This is a genomic window from Nocardia sp. CA-128927 (assembly GCF_050955855.1).
In the GTDB taxonomy this organism is placed as follows: domain Bacteria; phylum Actinomycetota; class Actinomycetes; order Mycobacteriales; family Mycobacteriaceae; genus Nocardia.
On the sequence record NZ_CP192087.1, the window covers coordinates 6,596,957 to 6,623,178 of the forward strand.

2 protein-coding genes are annotated in these 26,222 nt (G+C 64.4%); both read right to left on the reverse strand.

From position 1 onward, the window contains the following. Window positions 1–27 precede the first annotated feature (27 nt). Window positions 28–16,200 carry a type I polyketide synthase gene (locus ACQPW1_RS30460; RefSeq protein ID WP_433655213.1) on the reverse strand — a complete coding sequence of 5,391 codons (16,173 nt, stop codon included), beginning with the start codon at window positions 16,198–16,200 and terminating at the stop codon, window positions 28–30. A 48-nt stretch (window positions 16,201–16,248) separates the two neighbouring features. Further along, window positions 16,249–26,202, reverse strand: a complete 9,954-nt coding sequence (locus ACQPW1_RS30465; RefSeq protein WP_433655214.1) for an SDR family NAD(P)-dependent oxidoreductase — start codon at window positions 26,200–26,202, stop codon at window positions 16,249–16,251. Window positions 26,203–26,222: the final 20 nt, after the last annotated feature.

A 26,222-nucleotide genomic window follows, 5' to 3' on the forward strand; every position in this document is an offset into this window, starting at 1 on the left:
GTTTCTGAATAGCAGGACTAGATCCGGTCAGGAAATTCCGAACCGCTTGCCGATGAGATCGAAGATCTCATCGTCGGTCGCCGACTCGATCACCTCCGAGCCTTCGGAGTCCGCGGCAGCGGCTGCCGTTGCCCGCCACCGGGACAACAGATCATTGAGCCGCTTGGCGATTTCAATGCTCACCGTCTGATCCACCGCGACCATGGCGAGGCTGGATTCCAACCGATCGATCTCGGCCAGCACGGGGACAACAACCGTGCTGGCGTCGTCGACGAGTTGACTGTGCAGGTAACCGGCCATCAAGGTCGGCGTCGGATAGTCGAAGAGCAGGGTGGCGGGCAGGCGCAAGCCGGTGACCGCGGCCAATCGGTTGCGCAATTCAACGGCGGTCAGTGAGTCGAATCCTGCTTCCAGCAGGCCGCGATCGGCACCGACCGACTGTGCGTCACGGAGCCCGAGCACCACCGCGGCTTGGCCGCGAACCAGATCCAGGACAGTCCGGCGCTGTTCGGCTTCGGTCAATCCGGCGAGTTGGCGGCTCAACCTGTCAACCGCGTCTGGTGTGTATTCACTGTGCTCGACAACCCGCCGACTGCGGTCGTGGACCAGGTTCCGCAACAATGCGGCGACGTCGCCGGACTGGGCACGCAATGCGGATGTATCCAGCTGGGTCGGCAGCAGGATCGGCTCGTCAGCGGCGCATGCGAGATCGAACAACGCCAGTGCCTCGTCGGTGGACAACGCGATAACACCGTCGCGTGCCATCCGCCGCATATTTGCCGCACCCATTTTTTCTCCGGTCATCCCACTGCGCTCGGCCCACAGTCCCCACGCCAGTGACATGGCAGGCCGACCGTGCGCACGACGGTGCTGCGCCAGCGCGTCGAGGAACGCGCTCGCGGCCGCGTAGTTCCCTTGCCCCGCACTGCCGAACGTCCCGGACAAGGAGGAGAAGAGCACGAACGCCGACAGGTTCAGGTCTTTGGTGAGGTCGTGCAGGTTCAGTGCCGCGTCCACCTTTGGCCGCAACACCCGGTCCATCCGCTCCGGGGTGGTGGCCAGGACAACGCCGTCATCGAGCAGTCCCGCCGCATGGACGACACCGGTCAGCGGGTGTTCGGCCGAAATACCTGCCAGCAAGGCCGCCGCTTGTTCCCGGTCCGCCACATCGCAAGCGACGATGGTGATCTCGGCGCCACGCTCGGTCAATTGTGTCCGGAGTTCAGCAATCCCCTCGGCGTCCTTACCTCGGCGACTGGCCAGCAACAGATGCCGAACGCCGTGCTCGATCACCAGGTGACGAGCGACCAGTTGACCGAGTCGGCCGGTACCGCCGGTGATCAGCACGGTGCCGGCCTGGTCCCAGGTGGCACTGGTCAGCTCACCGTTGCTGTCAGCAGGAGACCACCGAGCCAGCCGTGCGGCGTATGTGTCGCCCGCACGCACCGCGAGTTGTGGTTCATCTGCCCGCAGCGCACCGGCGACGGCGCGGTGGGAGCTGGGCTGCCCGTCCACGTCGAGCAAGCCGAATCGGTGCGGATGCTCCGACTGTGCCGAGCGAACCAATCCCCATACCGCGGCGTGCGCCAGGTTCGCCACGTCCTCGCCCCGGATCGCCGAGACCGCATGCTGCGTGACGAACACCAGGCGAGAGTTGGCCAACCGCTCGTCGGCCAACCAGGACTGCGCCAGCGCCAGTGCCCGGTGTGTGGCGGCGTGCACGAGCTCGCCACGATCATCAGTGCCGGTGAGTGCCAGGTCATCCCATGCCAAGACGGTGTCGGGGATATCCGCGCCCGCATCGATAGCCGCGAGCAACGCGGGCAGATCTCGGTGGGCATGGAACACAACATCAGCAGCACCGAGCCCGGTGGTCAGCTCGCCGAGGCCTCGGCCGACGATCGCCAACTCACCGGTGAATTCCGTCCCGGCCGGCAGTGGCAGCCAGTCCACCTGGAACATCGATCGGCGTTGATCAGCGAGTGCGCTGCCGAGCAGCCCGGTGGACAGTGGGCGCAACACCAGCGACTCCACCGAGGCAACAAGTTGCCCGACCGGGTCGACGGCGAGCAACTCGATGCTGTCCGGCCCAGTCGGCTGTACCCGCACCCGCAGCTGTGTCGCGCCGACGGCGTTGAGGCTGACGCCGTTCCAGGAGAACGGCAGTAGGCCTTGGTTTGCGCCGGCGAAATCGGCAAAGGGAAACACGTGCAGCGCCGCGTCCAATAGAGCCGGGTGGACAGCGAACGAAGCGGCGTCGGACCGGAAGTCCTGCGGCAGCGCGACTTCGGCGAAGACTTCCGCACCCCGCCGCCACACTGCTTGCAGGCCTTGGAATGTCGGGCCGTACTCGAAGCCGTTGTCCGCGAATCGCTGGTAGACATCACCGATATCTACCGGCTGCGCGTCAACCGGCGGCCACTGATAGAGATCCAGCGGGACGGCCGGGGAGCCTACGGTCAGCACACCGGTGGCGTGCTGAGTCCAGCCGTCGTCGGCTGCCGCACCATCGGGCCGGGAATGCAGGGTAAGTGACCGTCGGTTCGAGTCATCCGGGGCGCCGATCGACATCTGCAGCACTACCGCGCCGTGTTCGGGCAGTAGCAGTGGTGTGTGCAGTGTCAGTTCTTCGACGCGGTCGCAACCGACCTGATCTCCGGCGCGAATGGCCAACTCCAGGAAGGCCGTACCGGGTAGCAGCACCACACCCGAGACGGCGTGATCAGCAAGCCACGGGTGCGTCCTGGTCGACAACCGACCGGTCAACAACACTCCAGCCGACCCCGCAACGTCCACCGCCGCGCCCAGCAATGGATGCTCGGCGGAGTTCATACCTGCCGATTCCACGTCGGCGGTTTCCCGAGTCGGCTCCAGCCAGTAACGCTGGCGTTGGAATGCGTAGGTAGGCAAGTCGATTCGTCGCCCACCAGCGGTGGAGCCGGTCCAATCCACGTCGACACCCGCGGCGAACAACTCCGCCGCCGAGAGCAGCAACCGATCCAGACCACCATCATCACGACGCAGCGTCCCGGTAGCCACGAGATCGACACCGGCCGCTTCCCCGGTCTCAGCGATACCAACAGTCAATACCGGATGCGGACTGACCTCCACGAAAACAGTGTGCCCCGTACCCAGCAGCTGTTCGACCGCGGACTCGAATCGCACTGGCCTACGCAGGTTCTCATACCAATACCCGGCATTCAACTCCGCACCGCTCAGCCAGGCACCAGTCACAGTCGACACCATCGGAATCGTCAACTCATTGACGGTAATACCCTCAGCAGCCGCCAGCACCTGCTGCTCGATCAACTCGACATCAGCCGAATGCGACGCATAGTCGACCGGAATCTCCCGCACCCTGACACCGGATTCCTCAGCCCCAGACAGCAGCTCCCGCACCGCGGCGATCTCACCACTGACCACCACCGACGACGGCCCATTCACCGCCGCCACCGATACTCGACCGTCATGGGTTTGGACCCATTGGCGCACTTGCTCGGCCGGCGCCGCGACCGACGCCATCGCACCCCGACCCGCGAGATGCTCAGCAATAGCCTGACTACGCAACGCCACAACCTTCGCGCCATCAGCCAGCGAAAGACCCCCGGCCACAACAACAGCCGCGATCTCACCCTGAGAATGACCAACCACCGCAGCCGGACGCACACCCAACGACTGCCACATCGCAGCCAACGACACCATCACCGCGAACAACACCGGTTGCACCACATCGACCCGATCAAGCACATCCGAGTCGTCACTGGTCACCACCTCACGCAATGACCACGACACCCAAGGCTGCAGCGCCAGTTCACATTCAGACATCCGCTCGGCGAACACCGGCGAGCTGCCCCACAACTGAGCCGCCATCCCAACCCACTGCGAACCCTGACCAGGGAACACAAACACCACCCGATCACCACCGGTCGTGACACTGCCGGTGACGACCCCGACCGCGGGCTCATCGACCGCGAGCGCGTTCAACTGGTCGAGCAACTCCGCACGAGTGCTGCCCAACACCACACCGCGATGGTCGAACACCGCCCGAGTCTTGATCAGCGACGCACCCACATCGGCAAGACTGACCTCGGGCCGTGCGGTCACGAACGCCGCCAACCGCTGGGCCTGTTCCCGCAACGCCGCTCGGCTACGCCCCGACAACACCCACGGCACCACCGACGACGTCGGGTCCGTCCCGGTGTCATCAACCAGATCCACCAGTTCGCCGTCGCGAGGTGCCTGCTCGATGATGACGTGTGCATTGGTGCCACTGACTCCGAACGACGACACCCCCGCTCGGCGCACCCGCCCCGACTCCGGCCATGCCATCGGTTCGGTGACCAGTTCCACCGCACCCGAAGACCAATCCACATGCGGCGACGGCTCATCCACGTGCAATGTCTTGGGCACCACACCGTGACGCATCGACATCACTGTCTTGATCAACCCGGCTACACCAGAAGCACCTTGGCTGTGGCCGATATTCGACTTCACCGACCCCAACAGCAGAGGTTGCTCCGCCGGTCGCTGACCGTAGGTCGCCAGAATCGCTTGGGCCTCGATCGGATCCCCGAGTGTTGTCCCGGTGCCGTGTGCTTCCACGAAATCCACATCGGTCACACTCAACCCCGCATTGCCCAGCGCCTGCCGAATCACCCGCTGCTGCGAAGGACCATTCGGCGCGGACAACCCGTTACTGGCACCGTCCTGGTTGATCGCGCTACCGCGCACCACGGCCAGGACCGGATGTCCCAACCGCTGCGCGTCGGACAGCCGCTCCAACATCACCAGACCGACACCCTCGGACCACCCGGTCCCATCCGCCGCGGCAGCGAATGGTTTACAACGGGCATCCGGCGCCAGCACTCGCTGCCGACTGAACTGCACAAAGGCGTTCATCGTAGACATCACGACCACGCCGCCGGCCAATGCCAGCGAACACTCACCGGCACGCAACGACTGAACCGCCAGGTGAATAGCCACCAGCGATGACGAACACGCCGTATCCACCGTGACCGCGGGCCCGACCAGCCCGAGGTTGTAGGAAACGCGACCCGACACCACACTCGCGGCTCTGCTGGTCATCAGATAGATCTCGAGGTCTTCCGGCACCGCCAACGCCGAGTAGTCCTGGCCGTTGGAGCCGATGAAGACACCGGTCTGACTGCCGCGCAACGAATCCGGCTGCAGGCCGGCGCGCTCGATTGTCTCCCAAGAGGTTTCCAGTAGCAGGCGCTGCTGCGGATCCATCGCCAACGCCTCACGCGGCGAAATCCCGAAGAACTCGGCATCGAACTCGTCCACGTCACCGACGAATCCGCCTTCCCGGACATAGGTTTTGCCGGACCGGTCGGGATCGGGGTCGAACATTCCATCCGGATCCCACCCTCGATTGGTGGGAAAGGCGGACATCCCGTCGCCACCGGAGGCAATCAGATCCCACAGATCCTCGGGCGAGCGAACACCGCCGGGGAATCGGCAACTCATCGCGACAATCGCGATCGGCTCGTCATTGGACAATGCGGTTGTCGGGGCCGAGTCGACGGTCTCGTCGAGGCCGAGGATTTCATTGCGGAGGTGTTCGGCCAGCACGGCAGGCGTCGGGTAGTCGAAGATTGTCGTTGTTGCCAGCCGCAACCCGGTTGTCGTGTTCAGTCGGTTGCGCAACTCCACCGCGGTCAGCGAGTCGAAGCCCACGTCGCGGAATGCGCGACCAGCGTCGATCTGCTCTGCGGACGAGTAGCCGAGAACACCGGCCGCGTGCTGGCACACCAACTCCAGCAAGGTCTGCCGCTGTTGTAGTTCCGACGCGGCGCGCAGCTGTCGCGCCAGCGGTGAACCAGCCCCACGCGCCCCGGCGGTGGCGCGGCGGGCAGAGACTCGCACCAGCCCGCGCAACATCGGCGGAACCACACCGGACTGTGCGTGGGTGCGCAAACCGGCCAGGTCGAGTTGCACTGGGGCGACGAAGATCTCGCCGCTGTCCAGCGCGGCATCGAACAGTGCCAGCCCCTCCGTCGAACTCAACGCACTGACCCCGGCACGCGAGATTCGGCGCAGATCCACCTCATCCAAGGTGACCGTCATGCCACTGCGTTGCGCCCACAAACCCCACGCCAGTGACTGCCCGGCGAGGCCGAGGCCCCGCCGGTACTCGGCCAGCGCATTGAGGAACATATTGGCTGCGGCGTAGCCGCTTTGCCCTGGATTGCCCAGGGTCGCAGAGTAAGAGGAGAAGAGGATGAACGCGGAAAGGTTCAGCTCACGGGTCAGTTCATGCAGATTCCAGGCAGCGTCGACCTTCGGCCGGAGTATCTGGCCGATCCGCTCGGGGGTCATCGACTCGATCACACCGTCGTCCAGTGCACCGGCGGCATGAATGATGGCGGTCAGTGGATGTTCGGCGGAAATATCGGCCAAAAGCGCGGTCACCGCCTGCCGATCGGCCACATCACACGCCGCCACCGCTACCTCGGCGCCGAGCCCGACCAACTCGTTCATCAGATCATCGGCACCCGCCGCGGCAAGTCCACGACGACTGGCCAACACCAGATGCCGCACACCGTGCTCGACAACCAGATGCCGCGCTATCAAGGCACCGAGGCCGCCCGTCGCCCCGGTGATCAGCACCGTCCCCGCAGGATCGAAGGGTGAACCCTGCCGATTCGGCGCCGTCGCCGGCCGATCCCCCGCATCCCGGATGCGACGTACCAACCGAGGAACCGAAGCGGTTCCGACGCGCAATGCGACCTGTGGCTCCCCGGATGCCACGGCATTCGGCACCGCGCGCAGCGATTCTTCGGTGTCGTCGATGTCGATGAGTACGAATCTGTCCGGGTTCTCCGATTGGGCCGAACGCAACAACCCCCACAACGGCGCCGTGACCAAACCATCGAGATCGACTGCGGCATCGACGCACACCGCACCCTGAGTCAGCACAACCAGTCGCGAATCAGCGAAACGCTCATCGGACAGCCACTGTTGCAGCAGAGCCAGTGCCCGAAACACTGTGGCGTGCACCGCGTCAGCGACATCGCTGCCGCTATCCACCGGTGCCAGGAATGAAGCAAGCAGCACATCAGGAACCGCCGATTCCGGCACGCCGGACAAGTCGGGCCAAATCGCTAGCGCCCCATCGGTTTCGGTCCAGCGGGACCCGACCCGAAGCTCATCAGCCCCTACAACTGCCCAGCTGCCGCGCACCTCGGATCCCGGCAACGATTTACTGATCCAGTCGACTCCGAACAACTCGCCGTGCTCAGCCGGGCCTGCGGTGGCGTCGGCCAGTGCCACCGGACGCAGTGTCACCGAATCCACCTTGGCCACCGGCTGTCCGGCGCCATCCGCCACCAGCAGCGCCAGGGTGTTCGCACTACTCGGCGACAACCGGACACGCAATTCGGTGGCAGCAACGGCGAATATCGAAGCGCCACTGCACCCGGAGACGACGAGGCGTTGATCCCACGCATCGGCGATCACGCCGAGACCCGCCGCGTGTAGTGCTGCGTCGAGTAGCGCGGGATGCAGGGCGAAGGAGTCGGCGGTTGATCGTTGTTCTTCCGGCAGGGCGACTTCGGCGAATACTTCCGCACCTCGCCGCCACACCGCTTGCAGGCCTCGGAATGTCGGACCGTACTCGAAGCCGATGTCAGCGAATCGGTCATAGATATCGTTGATGTCGACCGGTTCGGCGCCGACCGGCGGCCACTCGTCGATGACGAACGACGCGATGTCGGCACCACTGGTCAGTAGCCCGTTCGCATGCCGTGTCCATGGTTGGTCCGCGTTCTCGGCCGGCCTGGAATACACGCTGAACTCGCGGCGCTCGGCCTTGTCCGGTTCGGCAACGACAACCTGGAGCACCACCGCACCCTGTTCGGGAACTACGAGCGGTGCGTGCAACGTCAGTTCCTCGACCCGATCGCAACCGACCTGGTCTCCGGCGCGAATGGCCAACTCCAGGAAGGCCGTACCGGGTAGCAGCACCACACCCGACACGGCGTGATCGGCAAGCCACGGGTGCGTCCTGGTCGACAGCCGACCGGTCAACAACACTCCAGCCGACCCCGCAACGTCCACCGCCGCACCGAGCAACGGATGCTCGGCCGCCCCCAAACCGGCCGAGGTGACATCTCCGACAACCGCACTGTCTTCGAGCCAGTAGCGCTGGCGTTGGAATGCGTAGGTAGGCAGGTCGATTCGTCGCCCACCAGCGGTGGAGCCGGTCCAATCCACGTCGACACCCGCGGTGAACAGCTCCGCCGCCGAGAGCAGCAACCGATCCAGACCACCATCATCACGACGCAGCGTCCCGGTAGCCACGAGGTCGACACCGGCCGCTTCCCCGGTCTCAGCGATACCAACAGTCAATACCGGATGCGGACTGACCTCCACAAAAACCGTATGCCCCGTACCCAGCAGCTGTTCGACCGCGGACTCGAATCGCACTGGGCTACGCAGGTTCTCATACCAATACCCGGCATTCAACTCCGCACCGGTCAGCCAGGCACCGGTCACAGTGGACATCATCGGCACCGACAACTCGTTGACCGCGGTCGCTTCGGCAGCTGTCAGGACCTGCTGCCGGATCAGTTCGACATCACCCGAATGCGACGCATAGTCGACCGGAATCTCCCGCACCCTGACACCGGCCTGCTCGGCCTGCACCAACAACGCCCGCACCGCGGTGATCTCACCACTGACCACCACCGAGGACGGGCCGTTGACCGCCGCGACCGATACTCGACCGTCATAGGCTTGGACCCATCGGCGCACTTGCTCAGCCGGCGCCGCGACCGACGCCATCGCACCCCGACCCGCGAGATGCTCAGCAATAGCCTGACTACGCAACGCCACAACCTTCGCGCCATCAGCCAGCGAAAGACCCCCGGCCACAACAACAGCCGCGATCTCACCCTGAGAATGACCAACCACCGCAGCCGGACGCACACCCAACGACTGCCACATCGCAGCCAACGACACCATCACCGCGAACAACACCGGCTGCACCACATCGACCCGATCCAACGCACTCAAGTCATCACTGGTCACCACATCACGCAACGACCACGACACCCAAGATTGCAGCGCCAGTTCACATTCGGACATCCGCTCGGCGAACACCGGCGAGCTGTCCCACAACTGAGCCGCCATCCCGGCCCACTGCGAACCTTGACCAGGGAACACAAACACCACCTGATCACCACCGGTGGTGACACTGCCGGTCACAATCCCAGCAGCGGGCTCATCCACAGCCAGTGCGTTCAACCGGTCGAGCAACTCGCCGCGAGTACCACCCAGCACCACCGCACGATGCTCGAACACCGCCCGAGTCTTGATCAGCGATGCACCCACATCGACCGGACTCACCTCGGGGTGTTCGGTCACGAACGCCGCCAGCCTGGCGGCCTGTCCCCGCAACGCCGTCCGGTTGCGTCCCGACAACACCCACGGGACCAACGACATTGAATCCACCGACGCACTCGACGACGTTGGATCCGTACCACTGTCACCAGCTTGATCCATCGGCCCGGTGCCGTCCGGGCTCGGCGCGGAGTCGTGTGGTGCCTGCTCGATGATGACGTGCGCGTTGGTGCCACTGACACCGAACGACGACACACCCGCTCGGCGCGCCCGCCCCGACTCCGGCCAAGAGACCGGTTCGGTGACCAGTTCCACCGCACCTGAAGACCAATCCACATGCGGCGACGGCTGATCCACATGCAACGTCTTGGGCACCACACCATGACGCATCGACATGACCATCTTGATCACACCACCCACACCCGCCGCGGCTTGGGTATGACCGATATTCGACTTCACCGACCCCAACAACAAAGGTTGCTCCGCCGGGCGCTGACCGTAGGTGGCCAGGATCGCTTGGGCCTCAATCGGATCCCCGAGCTTGGTGCCGGTGCCGTGCGCTTCGACAACATCCACATCAGCGACACCCAACCCTGCGTTGGCCAGCGCCGCCCGAATAACTCGTTGCTGCGAAGGACCATTCGGTGCCGATAGTCCGTTACTGGCACCATCCTGATTGACCGCACTACCCCGCACCACAGCCAACACCGGATGCCCCAGCCGTTGCGCATCAGAGAGGCGCTCCACTAACAGCACACCAATGCCTTCGCTGAATCCAGCGCCGTCCGCTGTCGATGCGAAAGCCTTGCACCGTCCATCCGGTGCCAACCCGCGTTGCCTGCTGAACTCCACAAACGTTCCCGGCGTCGACATCACTGTCACGCCACCGGCCAACGCCAGTGAGCATTCACCGGCACGCAACGACTGAACAGCCAGATGCAATGCCACCAACGACGACGAACACGCGGTATCGACGGTGACCGCGGGCCCCTCCAGCCCGAAGGTGTATGCCACGCGTCCCGAAAGCACGCTCGCCGAGTTGGCCATGCCGAGGATGCCTTCGAAACCCTCTGGGATGTGCCGCAAGCGCGCACCATAGTCGTGGTACATCATCCCGGCGAACACACCGGTCTGACTGCCGCGCAACGAAACCGGATCAACACCAGCCCGCTCGAACACCTCCCACGACGCCTCCAGCAACAACCGCTGCTGCGGATCCATCGCCAGCGCCTCACGCGGCGAGATCCCGAAGAACTCGGGATCGAATTCACCTGCGGTGCTGAGGAATCCGCCTTGCCGTGTGTAGGAGGTCCCCTGGTGATCAGGGTCGGCGTCGTACAGGTTCTCGATATTCCAGCCACGGTCGGTGGGGAACAGCGAGATCGCGTCCGCACTGTCGGCAACTACCCGCCAGAGATCTTCCGGCGACTCGACCCCGCCGGGGAATCGGCAACTCATTGCCACGATCGCGATGGGTTCGTCCGAGGATCCGACCGCTACCGGCGGGCGGACGTCGGCGCGCACGTGGGCGTCGAGTATCTCGGCCCGCAACTGCCGGGCCAATGCCTCGGGGTTCGGATAGTCGAAAATCAACGTCGCAGGCAGTCGCAGCCCGGTGAGCGTGGTGAGCCGATTACGCAGCTCGACGGCTGTCAGAGAGTCGAACCCGAACTCGTTGAATGCGCGTTCAGGTGCGATCGCCTCCTTGGAGCCGTGTCCGAGGACGGCGGCCACCTGGCCGCGGACCAGATCCAGCAGCAGGAGGTCCTGTTCATCCCGGGACAGCAGGTCCAGCCGGTTGGCCAGCTCGGACCTGCCTTTGCTGCTTGCGCCCGCCGCAACCGCGCGTCGACCAGGGGTCCGGACCAGTCCACGCAACAGCGTCGGCGCTGCGCCTTGCCCGACGAGCGTACGGATCGCCGCAATATCGAGGCACATCGGCAATACCAGCGGATCGGCTGTCGCACAGGCGGCGTCGAACAGCGCCAGACCTTCCTCGGTCGAGAGTGCACGCACGCCGGCGCGGGCCATTCGTTGCAGGTCGGAGTCGCTGAGGTGACTCGTCATATCACTACGTTCGGCCCAGAAACCCCATCCCAGCGACAGCGCGGGCAAACCATGCATACGCCGTCGCTGAGCCAGCGTATCGACGAAGGCGTTGGCGGCCGCGTAGTTCGCTTGGCCCACGCCACCCAAAGTCGCTGAAGCAGAGGAGAACAGGACGAACGCCGTCAGATTCGCTTCGGCAGTGAGCATATGGAGATTCCAGGCGGCATCGACCTTGGGACGGAATACCCCATCGATGCGCTCATCCGACATCGCCGCAACCACACCGTCATCGAGCACACCCGCGGCGTGCACCACCCCCACCAAGGGATAGTCGTCCGGCACATCGGCCAGCACCGCGGCCAACGCATCCCGATCTGCCACATCACAAGCCGCCCACCGAACTACCGCACCCAACTCGGTCAACTCGGCCGTCAGCACGGCAGCGTTAGCGGCGTCGGACCCGCGCCGGCTCACCAACAACAGCCGCCGAACACCATGCGCCACAACCAAATGGCGAGCGATCACCGTGCCCAGAGTTCCCGATGCGCCGGTTACCAGTACCGTGCCCGCGGAACCGAAGCTGGCACCCGCCGCCATTTCCACGCCAACGCGCGACAACCGGGGAACAACCAAACCACCGGCGCGCCAGGCGATCTGATCCTCCCCTGAAGCCAGCACCGCAGGCAGCACGTCGGCAAGGTCACTGTCATCGTCGACATCGAGCAACACGAACCGGCTCGGATGCTCCGCTAGCGCCGAGCGCACCAAACCCCACACCGACGCTTGGGCCGGATCCACCGCCTCCTCGACGGATCCGGTGGCCACCGCGCCCCGGGTTACCAGCACCAAACGCGACTCGTCGAACCGCTCGTCGGCCAGCCACTCCTGCACCAGAGCCAACGCCCATCCGGCAGCCACCCGAGCCCCGGCAACGACATCATCGTCGACGCCACGAGGACACTCGGCAACTACCCAATCGGCCACCTCGGCACCGGCGATCCCACCCGCACCAACGACAACCCGATCCCACACCGGCCCGTCAGCCGAAGCAACGCCAACCCAATCCACTCGAAACAACGAGTCATGCGTGAGCGCGGCGGCGCTACGCAGCTGCTCGAACTCGACCGGCCGCACGGACAGTGCGCCGATCGTGGCCACCGGTCGCCCGGTGGTATCAGCGGCGGTGATGGCTATCGAACCGGAACCATCGATGACCAGCCGCACCCGAAGTTCCGGCGCACCTGTCGCATACAGGCATACGTCATTCCAGGCGAACGGCAGACTCTGTTGTGCCGCTTGGTCATCCAGTGCTGAGCCGTCGAGCATCCGAATCGCGGCCGCGTGCAGTGCCGCGTCGAGGAGTGCGGGATGGAGGCCGAAGGAGTTCGCGGTGGGTAGTTGTTCCTCGGGTAGGGCGACGTCGGCGAAGATTTCGTTGCCGCGCCGCCAGGCCGCGCGCAACCCCTGAAATGCCGGTCCGTACTCGAACCCATTGTCCGCGAAACGTTGATAGACATCGCTGATATCAATGGGCTCCGCGCCGACCGGCGGCCACTGATCGAGGGGGAATGACGAAGTATCCTGCGGCGCAAGTATATCGGCGCCGACGGCGAGTACCCCGTTCGCATGCCTCGTCCAGGGTTGATCATCGGCGGTGTCGGCGGGCCTGGAATGCACGCTGAACTCGCGCCGACCGACCTCATCGGGCTCGGCAACAACAACTTGGAGCACCACCGCCCCTTGTTCGGCGACGATGAGCGGGGCCTGCAGTGTCAGTTCCTCGACCCGATCACAACCGACCTGATCGCCGGCGCGGATGGCCAGTTCCAGGAAGGCGGTGCCGGGCAACAACACCACACCCGACACGGCATGGTCGGCAAGCCACGGATGCGTGCGGGTCGACAATCGACCGGTGTAGATGAACCCATCCGCGGTAGCCATCGACAACACCGCACCCAGCAACGGGTGGTCGGCCGCCCCCAAGCCCGCCGAGGCGACGTCCCCGAGGACCACACCATCCTCGAGCCAGTAACGCTGACGTTGAAACGCGTAGGTAGGCAGGTCGATTCGATACCCACCGCTGGTGGCGTCGGTCCAGTCGACCGCGAGACCACGGGTGAACAGTTCCGCCGCCGACTCCAGGAACCGGTCCATCCCGCCGTGGTCACGGCGCAAGGTTCCGGTAGCGACGAGGTCGACACCGGCAGCTTCCCCGGTCTCAGCGATACCAACAGTCAATACCGGATGCGGACTGACCTCCACGAAAACAGTGTGCCCCGTACCCAGCAGCTGTTCGACCGCGGACTCGAATCGCACTGGCCTACGCAGGTTCTCATACCAATACCCGGCATTCAACTCCGCACCGCTCAGCCAGGCACCAGTCACAGTCGACACCATCGGAATCGTCAACTCATTGACGGTAATACCCTCAGCAGCCGCCAGCACCTGCTGCTCGATCAACTCGACATCAGCCGAATGCGACGCATAGTCGACCGGAATCTCCCGCACCCTGACACCGGATTCCTCAGCCCCAGACAGCAGCTCCCGCACCGCGGCGATCTCACCACTGACCACCACCGACGACGGCCCATTCACCGCCGCCACCGATACTCGACCGTCATGGGTTTGGACCCATTGGCGCACTTGCTCGGCCGGCGCCGCGACCGACGCCATCGCACCCCGACCCGCGAGATGCTCAGCAATAGCCTGACTACGCAACGCCACAACCTTCGCGCCATCAGCCAGCGAAAGACCCCCGGCCACAACAACAGCCGCGATCTCACCCTGAGAATGACCAACCACCGCAGCCGGACGCACACCCAACGACTGCCACATCGCAGCCAACGACACCATCACCGCGAACAACACCGGTTGCACCACATCGACCCGATCAAGCACATCCGAGTCGTCACTGGTCACCACCTCACGCAATGACCACGACACCCAAGGCTGCAGCGCCAGTTCACATTCAGACATCCGCTCGGCGAACACCGGCGAGCTGCCCCACAACTGAGCCGCCATCCCGGCCCACTGCGAACCCTGACCAGGGAACACAAACACCACCCGATCACCACCGGTCGTGACACTGCCGGTGACGACCCCGACCGCGGGCTCATCGACCGCGAGCGCGTTCAACTGGTCGAGCAACTCCGCACGAGTGCTGCCCAACACCACACCGCGATGGTCGAACACCGCCCGAGTCTTGATCAGCGACGCACCCACATCGGCAAGACTGACCTCGGGCCGTGCGGTCACGAACGCCGCCAACCGCTGGGCCTGTTCCCGCAACGCCGCTCGGCTACGCCCCGACAACACCCACGGTGTCACCGTCGGATCGACACCGACCCTGGAGCTATCAGCCAGATCCTGCTCGGCGTCATCAGCGCGGGCCGGTAGTCGGGTGTCGTCCGGTGCCTGCTCGATGATGACGTGCGCATTGGTGCCACTGACACCGAACGACGACACCCCCGCACGACGCACCCGCCCCGACTCCGGCCACGACACCGGTTCAGTCACCAACTCCACCGCACCCGCAGACCAATCCACATGCGGCGACGGCTCATCCACATGCAACGTCTTCGGCACCACACCATGACGCATCGACATGACCATCTTGATCACACCACCCACACCCGCCGCGGCTTGGGTATGACCGATATTCGACTTCAACGACCCCAGCAACAACGACTGCTCACCGACACGCTGCCCATAAGTCGCCAAGAGCGCCTGCGCCTCGATCGGATCCCCCAGCTTGGTGCCGGTGCCGTGGGCCTCCACCACGTCCACATCACCCACACCCACCCCCGCATCAGCCAGCGCCGCCCGAATAACTCGTTGCTGCGAAGGACCATTCGGCGCCGTCAAACCACTCGAAGCACCGTCCTGATTGACCGCGCTGCCGCGCACCACAGCCAACACCGGATGCCCCAACCGCCGCGCATCGGATAACCGCTCCACCATGAGCACACCGACGCCTTCGGACCACCCCGTCCCATCCGCCGCCCCCGCAAACGACTTACACCGCCCATCCACCGCCAATCCGCGTTGCCGACTGAACTCCACAAACGTCCCCGGCGTCGACATCACCGTGACACCACCAGCCAACGCCAGCGAGCACTCACCACGGCGCAACGACTGAACAGCCAGATGCAACGCCACCAACGACGACGAACACGCGGTATCCACCGTCACCGCAGGCCCTTCCAACCCGAACATGTAGGAAAGGCGGCCGGAGGCAATGCTGGCAGCAGACCCATTCGCAATACTGCCTTCGAAGGCCGCCGGAATCTTGCGGAATCGAGTGCCGTAGTCGTTGTACATCACCCCCATGAACACGCCGGTTCGGCTGCCGCGCAACGAAACCGGATCAACACCGGCCCGCTCGAACACCTCCCACGACGCCTCCAGCAACAACCGCTGCTGCGGATCCATCGCCAACGCCTCACGCGGCGAAATCCCGAAGAAGCCGGGATCGAAATGATCTGCCTCGTGCAAGAAGCCACCCTCGCGGGTGTAAGTAGTGCCGATGTGGTCGGGGTCGGGGTTGAAGAGATCTGCTATGTCCCAACCGCGATTGACCGGAAATTCGGAGACTTCGTCACGTCCGTCGGCAACCAGTTTCCACAGTTCCTCCGGGGAACGTACACCGCCCGGGTAGCAGCAACTCATCGCCACGATCGCGATGGGTTCATGCTGCTTCTCTTCGACCTCGCGCAACTTGCCGTGCGCTTCCTCGAGCTCAGCGGTGACGCGCTTGAGGTAGTAGCGGAGCTTTTCTTCATTACTCATGATAATTTCTCCTACGCAAAATAAAGGCAGAGCAAAGAGTTTCGTCGGTCAGGAAATTCCGAACCGCTTTCCGATGAGATCGAACATTTCATCATCGGATGCCGAGTCGATCGTTTCTGTTACCGAGGATGCGCCGGTCGGTAGCTGGGTCCACGTCAGGAGCAGGTCCTGCAGGAGATCGGTGATTTCCGCCCGCGCCGCATCATCCGGCGACAATGCCGACAGGCTGGTGCGCAACCGGTCCAGTTCAGCCCGCACCGGAGCGGTTGTCGTCGGTGCGTCCGGCATCATCTGGTCTCGTAGATACCCGGCCAGCATGGTGGGCGTCGGATAGTCGAACAGGATGGTGGCCGGCAGCCGCAGTCCGGTCAACCCAGCCAGGCGGTTGCGCAGCTCGACAGCCATCAGGGAGTCGAATCCCAGCTCGAGGAAGCCGCGTTCCGCGTCGATTATCAGCGCATCGGCATGTCCGAGAACGATTGCGGCCTCTGCTCGAACGAACTGCAGCACGGCCGCCAGTTGGGCCTCTGGTGTCACGCCGATGAGCCGTTGGAGCACGGCGTTTGCCTCGCCTGGCACCGCGTCGACCGCATCAGTGGTCCGCGCCGGGTGAGCGTGGATCAACGATCGAAGCAATGTGGGCACCGCACCGTGGCCGGCGGAGAATGCCGCCGTATTCAGCTTGGCTGGAATCAATGCGGGCTCATCGAGTGCACACGCAGTGTCGAATAGCGCCAGGTTCTGCGCAGCGGTCAGTTCGACGACCCCGGCGCGGGCCACCCGTTGCAGATCGGTGTCGCTGAGGCGACCCGTCATATCGCTACGTTCGGCCCACAAACCCCACGCCAGCGCCGTCGCGGGCAGACCGTCCAGCCGCCGCTGTTGAGCCAGGGCATCCAGGAAGGTGTTCGCCGCAGCGTAATTGGCTTGTCCAGCAGCTCCGATCACACCTGCGACGGAGGAGAACAGGACAAACGCCGTCAAATCCATGTCGGCAGTCAGCACATGAAGATTCCAGGCCGCATCGACCTTCGGACGAAACACCCGATCAATCCGCTCATCGGACATCGCCGAAACCACACCGTCATCGAGCACACCCGCCGCATGAACGACGCCAACCAACGGATGCTCACCGGACACACCCGCCAACAGCACAGCCAGCGCGTCCCGATCCGCCACATCACAGGCCGCCCATTCGACCACCGCGCCCAACTCGGCCAACTCCGCCGTCGCCGCTGCGGCATCACCGCCGACCCCACCACGCCGGCTCACCAACAACAACCGCCGAACACCATGAGTCACAACCAAATGCCGCGCCATCGCCCGACCCAACGTCCCCGAAGCACCTGTTACCAACACCGTGCCCCACGAACCGAAAGCCGCTCCCCCAGCGCGCGCCTTGACCATTACCCGCGACAACCGAGGAACGACCACACCACCCCCACGCCAAGCAACCTGCTCCTCGCCCGAGCCCAATGCCACCGGCAACACGTTCGCAAGATCAGCACCGGCCTCGACGTCAACCAACACGAACCGGCCAGGATGCTCCGACTGCGCCGAACGCACCAACCCCCACACCGGCGCCTGACCCAAATCCACCCCACCGTCACCGGATCCGGTCACCACCGCACCCCGAGTCACCACCACCAAACGCAACCCAGCAAAACGTTCATCGATCAGCCACTGCCGCACCGCATCCAACACCCACCCCACAGCGCCCCGAGCAGCAGCGACCACATCGTCACCGTCCTGCGGGCACTCCACCACAACGAACCCCGCACCCGGCACATCGACACCAGCCAAGCCATCACCGGCGAGAACCCAATCCTCAACCGCCCCAGCCGAAGACACACCATTCCAATCGATCCGAAACAACGAATCATGCTGAGCTGGTCCGGCCTGACGAAGAATTTCCGGCGAAACAGGTCGTAGTACGAGCGAATCGGCGGTGATTACCGGCCTGCCCGATAGGTCGGCCATCGTCAGCTCGACCGCGTCTGTGCCGATCGGCACGAGTCGCACTCGGAGGCTTTTGGCGCCGGACGAGTGCAGCGATACGCCGGTCCACGAAAAGGGCAACAGGCCTTGGTCGAGGCCGGTCAGTCCGGCGAGACTCAGCGTGTGTAGCGCGGCATCGAGCAGCGCGGGGTGCACGGCGAACAAACCTGCTTCCGACTGGCAACTGTCCGGAAGGGTAATACTGCCGATGATTTCTTCCCCTCGGCGCCATGCGGCTGTCAATCCCTGAAACGCAGGGCCATAACGGAATTCGCGGTCGGCAAAATGCGGATAGACCGCACTCACGTCGATAGGTTCGAAGCCGGGCAGCGGCCATTCACTGTAATCGAACGATACTGTCGGCGCCGCGACAGCCAGCCGGCCGCCGGCGTGCCGTGTCCATGGGGTTTCGGCCGATGCGTTCGCCGGCCTGGAGTACACGTCCAAGGACCTGCGACCGGTCTGGTCCGGTTCGGCCACCGAGACCTGCAGGACGACCGCTTCGTGCTCGGTCAGCACCAGCGGTGTGCCGATGGTGAGTTCTTCGATCAGCTCGCACCCCACCTGAGCGGCAGCTCGAAGGGCCAATTCCAGGAATGCGGCGCCTGGCAACAGTACTCGGCCGAAGATTTCGTGGTCTGCGAGCCACGGGTGGGTACGCAGCGACACGCGTCCGGTCAGCACATAACCAGCACCGTTGGCAAGTCCGACCACCGCACCGAGGAGGGGGTGATCCGCGCTTCGCAGTCCGGCGGTGGTGACGTCTCCGGTCGTACCGTCGTCGGCCAACCAGTATCGCTTGCGCTGAAATGCGTAGGTAGGCAGGTCGACTCGCTGTGCCTTCGCATCGGCGAACCACGTCGCCCAGTCCGCGGCGGCGCCGGAAACAAACAGCTGGGCTACCGCGTCGGCCAGCGTGTCGACCTCTGCACGCTCTCGACGCATGGTCGGTATGGCGACGGCATCCGCCCCATCGATGAGGCATTCCTTGGCCAGCGCGGCAAGTACGCCATCCGGCCCCACCTCGAGGAACCCGGTGACGCCAAGGTCGGCCAGCTGACTCAGCCCATCGAAGAAGCGGACACTGCTTCGCACGTGACCGACCCAGTAGGCCGGGGAGCACAGCTCCGCGGCGGTCGCGAGCTTCCCCGTGACATTGGAAACGACCGGAATTTCCGGAGCACGGTAGACCACTTTTTCGGCAATGTTGTGGAATTCGGTGAGCATTCCATCCATGTGCGGCGAGTGAAACGCGTGGCTCACTCGAAGCTTTCGGACTTTGCGCCCCATACCCTGCCAGTACTCGGCGATCCGGGCGACCGCGTCGGCGTCGCCGGATATCACGGTGGCGACCGGCCCGTTGACCGCGGCGATCCCGACGCGATCAGCAACGTCGCGCAATGTCTCGGCGACCTCGGACTCGCTGGCCGACACCGCCACCATCGCGCCGTTGCCCGGCATTGCCTGCATCAACCGACCCCGGGCAGCCACCAGGGTGCACGCGTCGCGCAGTGAGAACACTCCGGCGACATATGCGGCGCTGAGCTCCCCCACCGAGTGCCCCATGACGAAGTCGGGTTGCACGCCCCAGCTTTGCAGTAGGCGGAACAGTGCCACTTCGAGGGCGAACAGCGCCGGTTGAGCAAACTCCGTCCGATCCAGCAGTTCGGCGTCGGTGCCCTCGCCGAACATCACCGCACGCAACGGTTGTGGCAGCAACCCGGTGAATTCACCGCTCACCTCGTCCAACGCGGCAGCGAATACCGGAAAGGCCTCGTAGAGTTCACATCCCATACCGACTCGTTGACTGCCCTGGCCGGTAAACAGCATGGCGAGCTTCCGACGCTGCGAAGCAGTTCCGGTGACCAGACCTTGCTTCGATTCCCCTGCCGCCAGTGCGGTCAACCCGTTGAGCAACTCGTCGCGGGTGTTGCCCAGCACCACGCCACGATGGTCGAACACCGCCCGGGTCCGCGCCAGTGCGGCCGCCACATCGACAGCGCCCGCCTCGGGTTGTTCGGCAATAAACGCCGCCAACCGCTGGGCCTGTTCCCGCAACGCCGTCCGGCTCCGCCCCGACAACACCCACGGCACTACCGACAACACCGGATCGGCCCCGGTGTCGTCAACCAGATCCACCGGCTCGGCATCCACTGGCGGCTCGGCGATCTCATGTGGTGCCTGCTCGATGATCACGTGCGCATTGGTGCCACTGACACCGAACGACGACACCCCCGCACGACGCACCCGCCCCGACTCCGGCCACGACACCGGTTCAGTCACCAACTCCACCGCACCCGCAGACCAATCCACATGCGGCGACGGCTCATCCACGTGCAACGTCTTCGGCACCACACCATGACGCATCGACATCACCATCTTGATCAGGCCTGCCGCACCGGCGGCGGCCTGCGTGTGGCCGATGTTCGATTTCACCGAGCCGAGCAGCAGCGGTTGCGCTCGCTGCTGACCGTAGGTCGCTAGAAGTGCTTGGGCCTCAATCGGATCCCCCAGCTTGGTGCCGGTGCCGTGGGCCTCCACCACATCCACATCACCCGCACCCAGCCCGGCACTGGCCAACGCCTGCCGAATCACCCGCTGCTGCGAAGGGCCATTCGGCGCCGTCAACCCGTTACTGGCACCGTCCTGATTGACCGCGCTGCCGCGCACCACAGCCAATACCTGATGCCCCAACCGCCGCGCATCGGACAACCGCTCCACCAGGTACAGTCCTACCCCTTCAGACCAGCTGGTTCCGTCTGCTGTTGCGGCGAAAGCCTTACACCGACCGTCCTGCGCCAACCCGCGTTGCCGACTGAATTCCACAAACGTCCCCGGCGTCGACATCACCGTGACACCACCAGCCAACGCCAGCGAACACTCACCAGCACGCAACGACTGAACAGCCAAATGCAACGCCACCAACGACGACGAACACGCGGTATCCACCGTCACCGCAGGCCCTTCCAACCCGAACGTGTAGGACAGACGACCGGACACAACGCTGGCAGCACGACCAGTCAGCAGATACCCCGCCACATCCTTCGGCGGGCGACTGGTGTGCGACGCGTAGTCCTGGCCGTTCGTTCCCATGAATACGCCGGTTCGGCTGCCGCGCAACGAAACCGGATCAATACCGGCCCGCTCGAACACCTCCCAGGACGCCTCCAGCAACAACCGCTGCTGCGGATCCATCGCCAACGCCTCACGCGGCGAAATCCCGAAGAACTCGGCATCGAATTCGTCCGCGTCGTAGACGAACCCACCCGCACGGACATAGGTGCTGCCGGACCGGTCGGGGTCGGTGTCGAACAGCGCGTCCAGGTCCCAGCCGCGATCGCTGGGGAAACTCGAAATCGCGTCTGCGCCATCGCTTACCAGCCGCCACAGATCCTCGGGTGAGCGCACGCCGCCGGGGAATCGGCAACTCATCGCCACAATCGCGATCTCGTCGCCGTCAGTGGCGGTGATCGCGGCGATGGCAGTGTCGCGTTGCTTACCCAGGATTTCCGCACGGAGGTGCTCGGCCAGCGCAGTAGGCGTCGGGTAGTCGAAAATTGTGGTGGTTGCCAGCTGTAGCCCGGTAGCTGTGTTGAGTTGGTTGCGTATTTCGACTGCGGTCAGTGAGTCGAAGCCGACCTCGCGGAATGCGCGCCCGGCGTCGATCTGGTCTGCGGAGGAGTAGCCGAGGACACTGGCAGCGTGGCGGCGCACCAACTCGAGCAGAATCTGGTCGTGTTGGGCTGCCGGAGCAGCGCGTAGTTGTTGCGCCAGTGGCGAACTGGATCCGCTGGTCCCCTCGGCTGTGGCGGGCCGGGTGGGGATTCGTACCAGTCCCTGCAGTATCGATGGCACCACACCGGCCTGCGCTCGGGTCCGCAGACCGGCCAGGTCGAGCTGCACCGGGGCGAGGAACACCTCGCTGCTACCCAAGGCGGCATCGAACAGGGCCAGCCCCTCCGCCGAACTCAACGCACCGACCCCGGCACGCGAGATTCGGCGCACATCCACTTCGTCGAGTTTGTTCGTCATCCCACTGCGCTGCGCCCACAAACCCCACGCCAGTGACTGCCCGGCAAGGCCGATGCCCCGCCGATACTCGGCCAACGCGTCGAGAAAGGCGTTGGCGGCGGCGTAATTTGCTTGACCGGCGCCACCGAGCGTGCCGGCGATCGACGAGAAGAGTACGAATGCGGAGAGGTTCAGCTCACGGGTCAGTTCGTGCAGATTCCATGCGGCGTCGACCTTCGGCAGGAGTACCTGGCGGATCCGCTCGGGAGTCATGGATTCGATGACGCCGTCGTCGAGTACGCCGGCAGTGTGAATGACGGCGGTCAGTGGATGTTCGGTGGAAATATCGGCCAAAAGCGCGGCCACCGCCTGCCGATCGGCCGCATCACACGCCGCCACCGTCACCTCGGCACCGAGCCCGGCCAACTCGTCTCTGAGGTCAGCTGCCCCCGCGGCGGCCAGTCCGCGACGACTGGTCAACACCAGATGCCGCACACCGTGCTCGACAACGACCTGCCGCGCTATCAAGGCACCCAAGGCACCCGTCGCCCCGGTGATCAGCACCGTACCCGCGGGGTCGAAGGGTAGGTCCGGCCGATGCGATGGCTTCGCCGACCGATCCCGCACAGCGGGGGTTCGGCGTGCCAACCGGGGAACCCACGCCGCGCCGGCACGCAAGGCGACCTGCGGCTCCCCGCACACCGCGGCATCGAATACCGCGTGCCGCGAATCCTCGCTGTCGTCGATGTCGATGAGCACGAACCTGTTCGGGTGCTCCAGCTGGGCAGTACGCAACAACCCCCACAACGGCGCCGTGATCAAACCCGTGAGATCGACTGCGGCGTCAATAGAATCGACACACATCGCACCCTGCGTCACCACGACCAGTCGCGAATCAGCGAAACGCTCATCGGCCAACCATTGCTGCACCAAAGCCAACGCCCGAAACACCGTGGCATGCACCGCGGTAGCGACATCGCTACCACCATCCATCGGTGCCGGCACCGATGCCAGCAGCACATCGGGAATCGGTGATCCAGCCACACTGGACAAGTCGGGCCAGATAGCCGGCGCGACGTCACCGTCAGCCGAACGGGACGCGATCCCGAACTCGTCGCCGCCTACGACACCCCAGCTGCCATGCAGTTCGGCGACCGAGAACGACTTGCTGATCCAGTCGACACCGAGCAGCTCCGCCTGTTCAGCCGGAACCGCCGATGCCATGTCGGCGGCTCCCCGAGTCGACTCGAGCCAGTAACGCTGGCGTTGGAATGCGTAGGTAGGCAAGTCGATTCGTCGCCCACCAGCGGTGGAGCCGGTCCAATCCACGTCGACACCCGCGGTGAACAGCTCCGCCGCCGAGAGCAGCAACCGATCCAGACCACCATCATCACGACGCAGCGTCCCGGTAGCCACGAGATCGACACCGGCCGCTTCCCCGGTCTCAGCGATACCAACAGTCAATACCGGATGCGGACTGACCTCCACGAAAACCGTATGCTTCGCACCGAGCAACTGTTGGATCGCGGACTCGAATCGCACTGGCCTACGCAGATTCTCGAACCAATACCCGGCCCCGAGCTGATCCTCGCTCAACCAGGTACTTGTGACAGTAGAGATCATCGGAACTGTCAACTCATGCGCGGTGATTCCCTCGGCAGCGGCCCGGACCTGCTGCCGGATCAGTTCGACATCAGCCGAATGCGACGCATAGTCGACCGGGATCTCCCGCACCCTGGCACCGGATTGCTCGGCCAGAGACAGCACTTCACGCAACGCGGCGGTTTCCCCACTGACCACCACCGAAGAGGGGCCGTTGACCGCCGCCACCGACACCCGACCGTCATACGAGTCAACCCAGCCGCGGACCTGCTCCACCGGTGCCGCAACCGAAGCCATCGCACCCCGGCCCGCGAGATGGTCGGCAATAGCCTGACTGCGCAATGCCACAATCTTCGCGCCATCAGCCAGCGAAAGACCCCCGGCCACAACAACAGCCGCGATCTCACCCTGAGAATGACCAACCACCGCAGCCGGACGCACACCCAACGACTGCCACATCGCAGCCAACGACACCATCACCGCGAACAACACCGGTTGCACCACATCGACCCGATCAAGCACATCCGAGTCGTCACTGGTCACCACCTCACGCAATGACCACGACACCCAAGATTGCAGCGCCAGTTCACATTCGGTCATCTGCTCGGCGAACACCGGCGAGCTGTCCCACAACTGTGCAGCCATCCCGGCCCACTGCGAACCTTGACCGGGGAACACGAATACGACACGATCATCACCAGCGGTACCGACACTGCCGGTGACAACCCCAGCAGCGGGCTCATCCGCGACGAGTGCGTTCAACCGGTCGAGCAATTCATCGCGGGTATCACCCAGCACCACTGCGCGATGCTCGAACACCGCCCGGGTCCGCACCAGCGACGCACCCACATCGACCAGACCGACCTCGGGATGTTCGGCAACAAACGCCGCCAACCGCTGGGCCTGTTCTCGCAACGCGGTCCGGCTCCGCCCCGACAACACCCAGGGCACCACCGACAACGCGGGATCCATCGGCTCGGCATCCACTGACTGCTCGGCCATTTCGTGTGGTGCCTGCTCGATGATCACATGCGCATTGGTGCCACTGACACCGAACGACGACACCCCCGCACGACGCACCCGCCCCGAATCCGGCCACACCACCGATTCGGTGACCAACTCCACCGCACCCGCAGACCAATCCACATGCGGCGACGGCTCATCCACATGCAACGTCTTCGGCACCACACCATGACGCATCGACATCACCATCTTGATCACACCACCCACACCCGCCGCGGCTTGGGTATGACCGATGTTCGATTTCACCGAGCCGAGCAGCAGCGGTTGCGCTCGCTGCTGACCGTAGGTCGCTAGAAGTGCTTGGGCCTCAATCGGATCCCCCAGCTTGGTGCCGGTGCCGTGTGCTTCGACAACATCCACATCAGCGACACCCAACCCTGCGTTGGCCAGCGCCGTGCGAATCACTCGTTGCTGCGAAGGACCATTCGGCGCCGTCAAACCACTCGAAGCACCGTCCTGATTGACCGCACTACCTCGCACCACAGCCAACACCGGATGCCCCAACCGCTGTGCGTCAGAGAGCCGCTCCACCAACAGCACACCGATGCCCTCGGACCACCCCGTCCCATCCGCTGACGCCGCAAACGACTTACACCGCCCATCCGGTGCCAACCCTTGCTGCCGACTGAACTCCACAAATGTCCCCGGCGTCGACATCACCGTCACACCACCGGCCAACGCCAAGGAACACTCACCAGCACGCAACGACTGAACAGCCAGATGTAACGCCACCAACGACGACGAACACGCGGTATCCACCGTCACCGCAGGCCCTTCCAACCCGAATGTGTACGCCACCCGCCCCGAAAGCACGCTGCCCAAGCCGCCGGTCAACCGGTGGCCATCCGCTTCAGCGACCGTCTCGTGCAGCGGCGGACCGTAATCGTGGTACATCACCCCGGCGAACACACCGGTCTGACTGCCACGCAACGAAACCGGATCAACACCAGCCCGCTCGAACACCTCCCACGACGCCTCCAGCAACAACCGCTGCTGCGGATCCATCGCCAACGCCTCACGCGGCGAGATCCCGAAGAACTCCGGATCGAATTCGTCCGCGTCGTAGACGAACCCGCCCGTACGGGTATGTGAAGTACCCGGCCGGTCACGGTCCGGATGGAACAGTGTGTCCAGGCTCCACCCACGATTTGCCGGGAACTCGGCAACGGCGTCGCCGCCCGAGGTGACCAGCTCCCACAGCTGTTCGGGAGACCGCACATTCCCCGGGTAGCGGCAACTCATCCCGATAATCGCAATCGGCTCGGCAGCGGCCGCCACCAGCTCTTGGTTCTGCTTACGTAAGCGGCCCACCTCTTTGAGGGTTTCCCGCAAGACCTCGACCACAGCTTCGGACGATGTGCTTGTCATGCTGATATCTCCAGAGATGT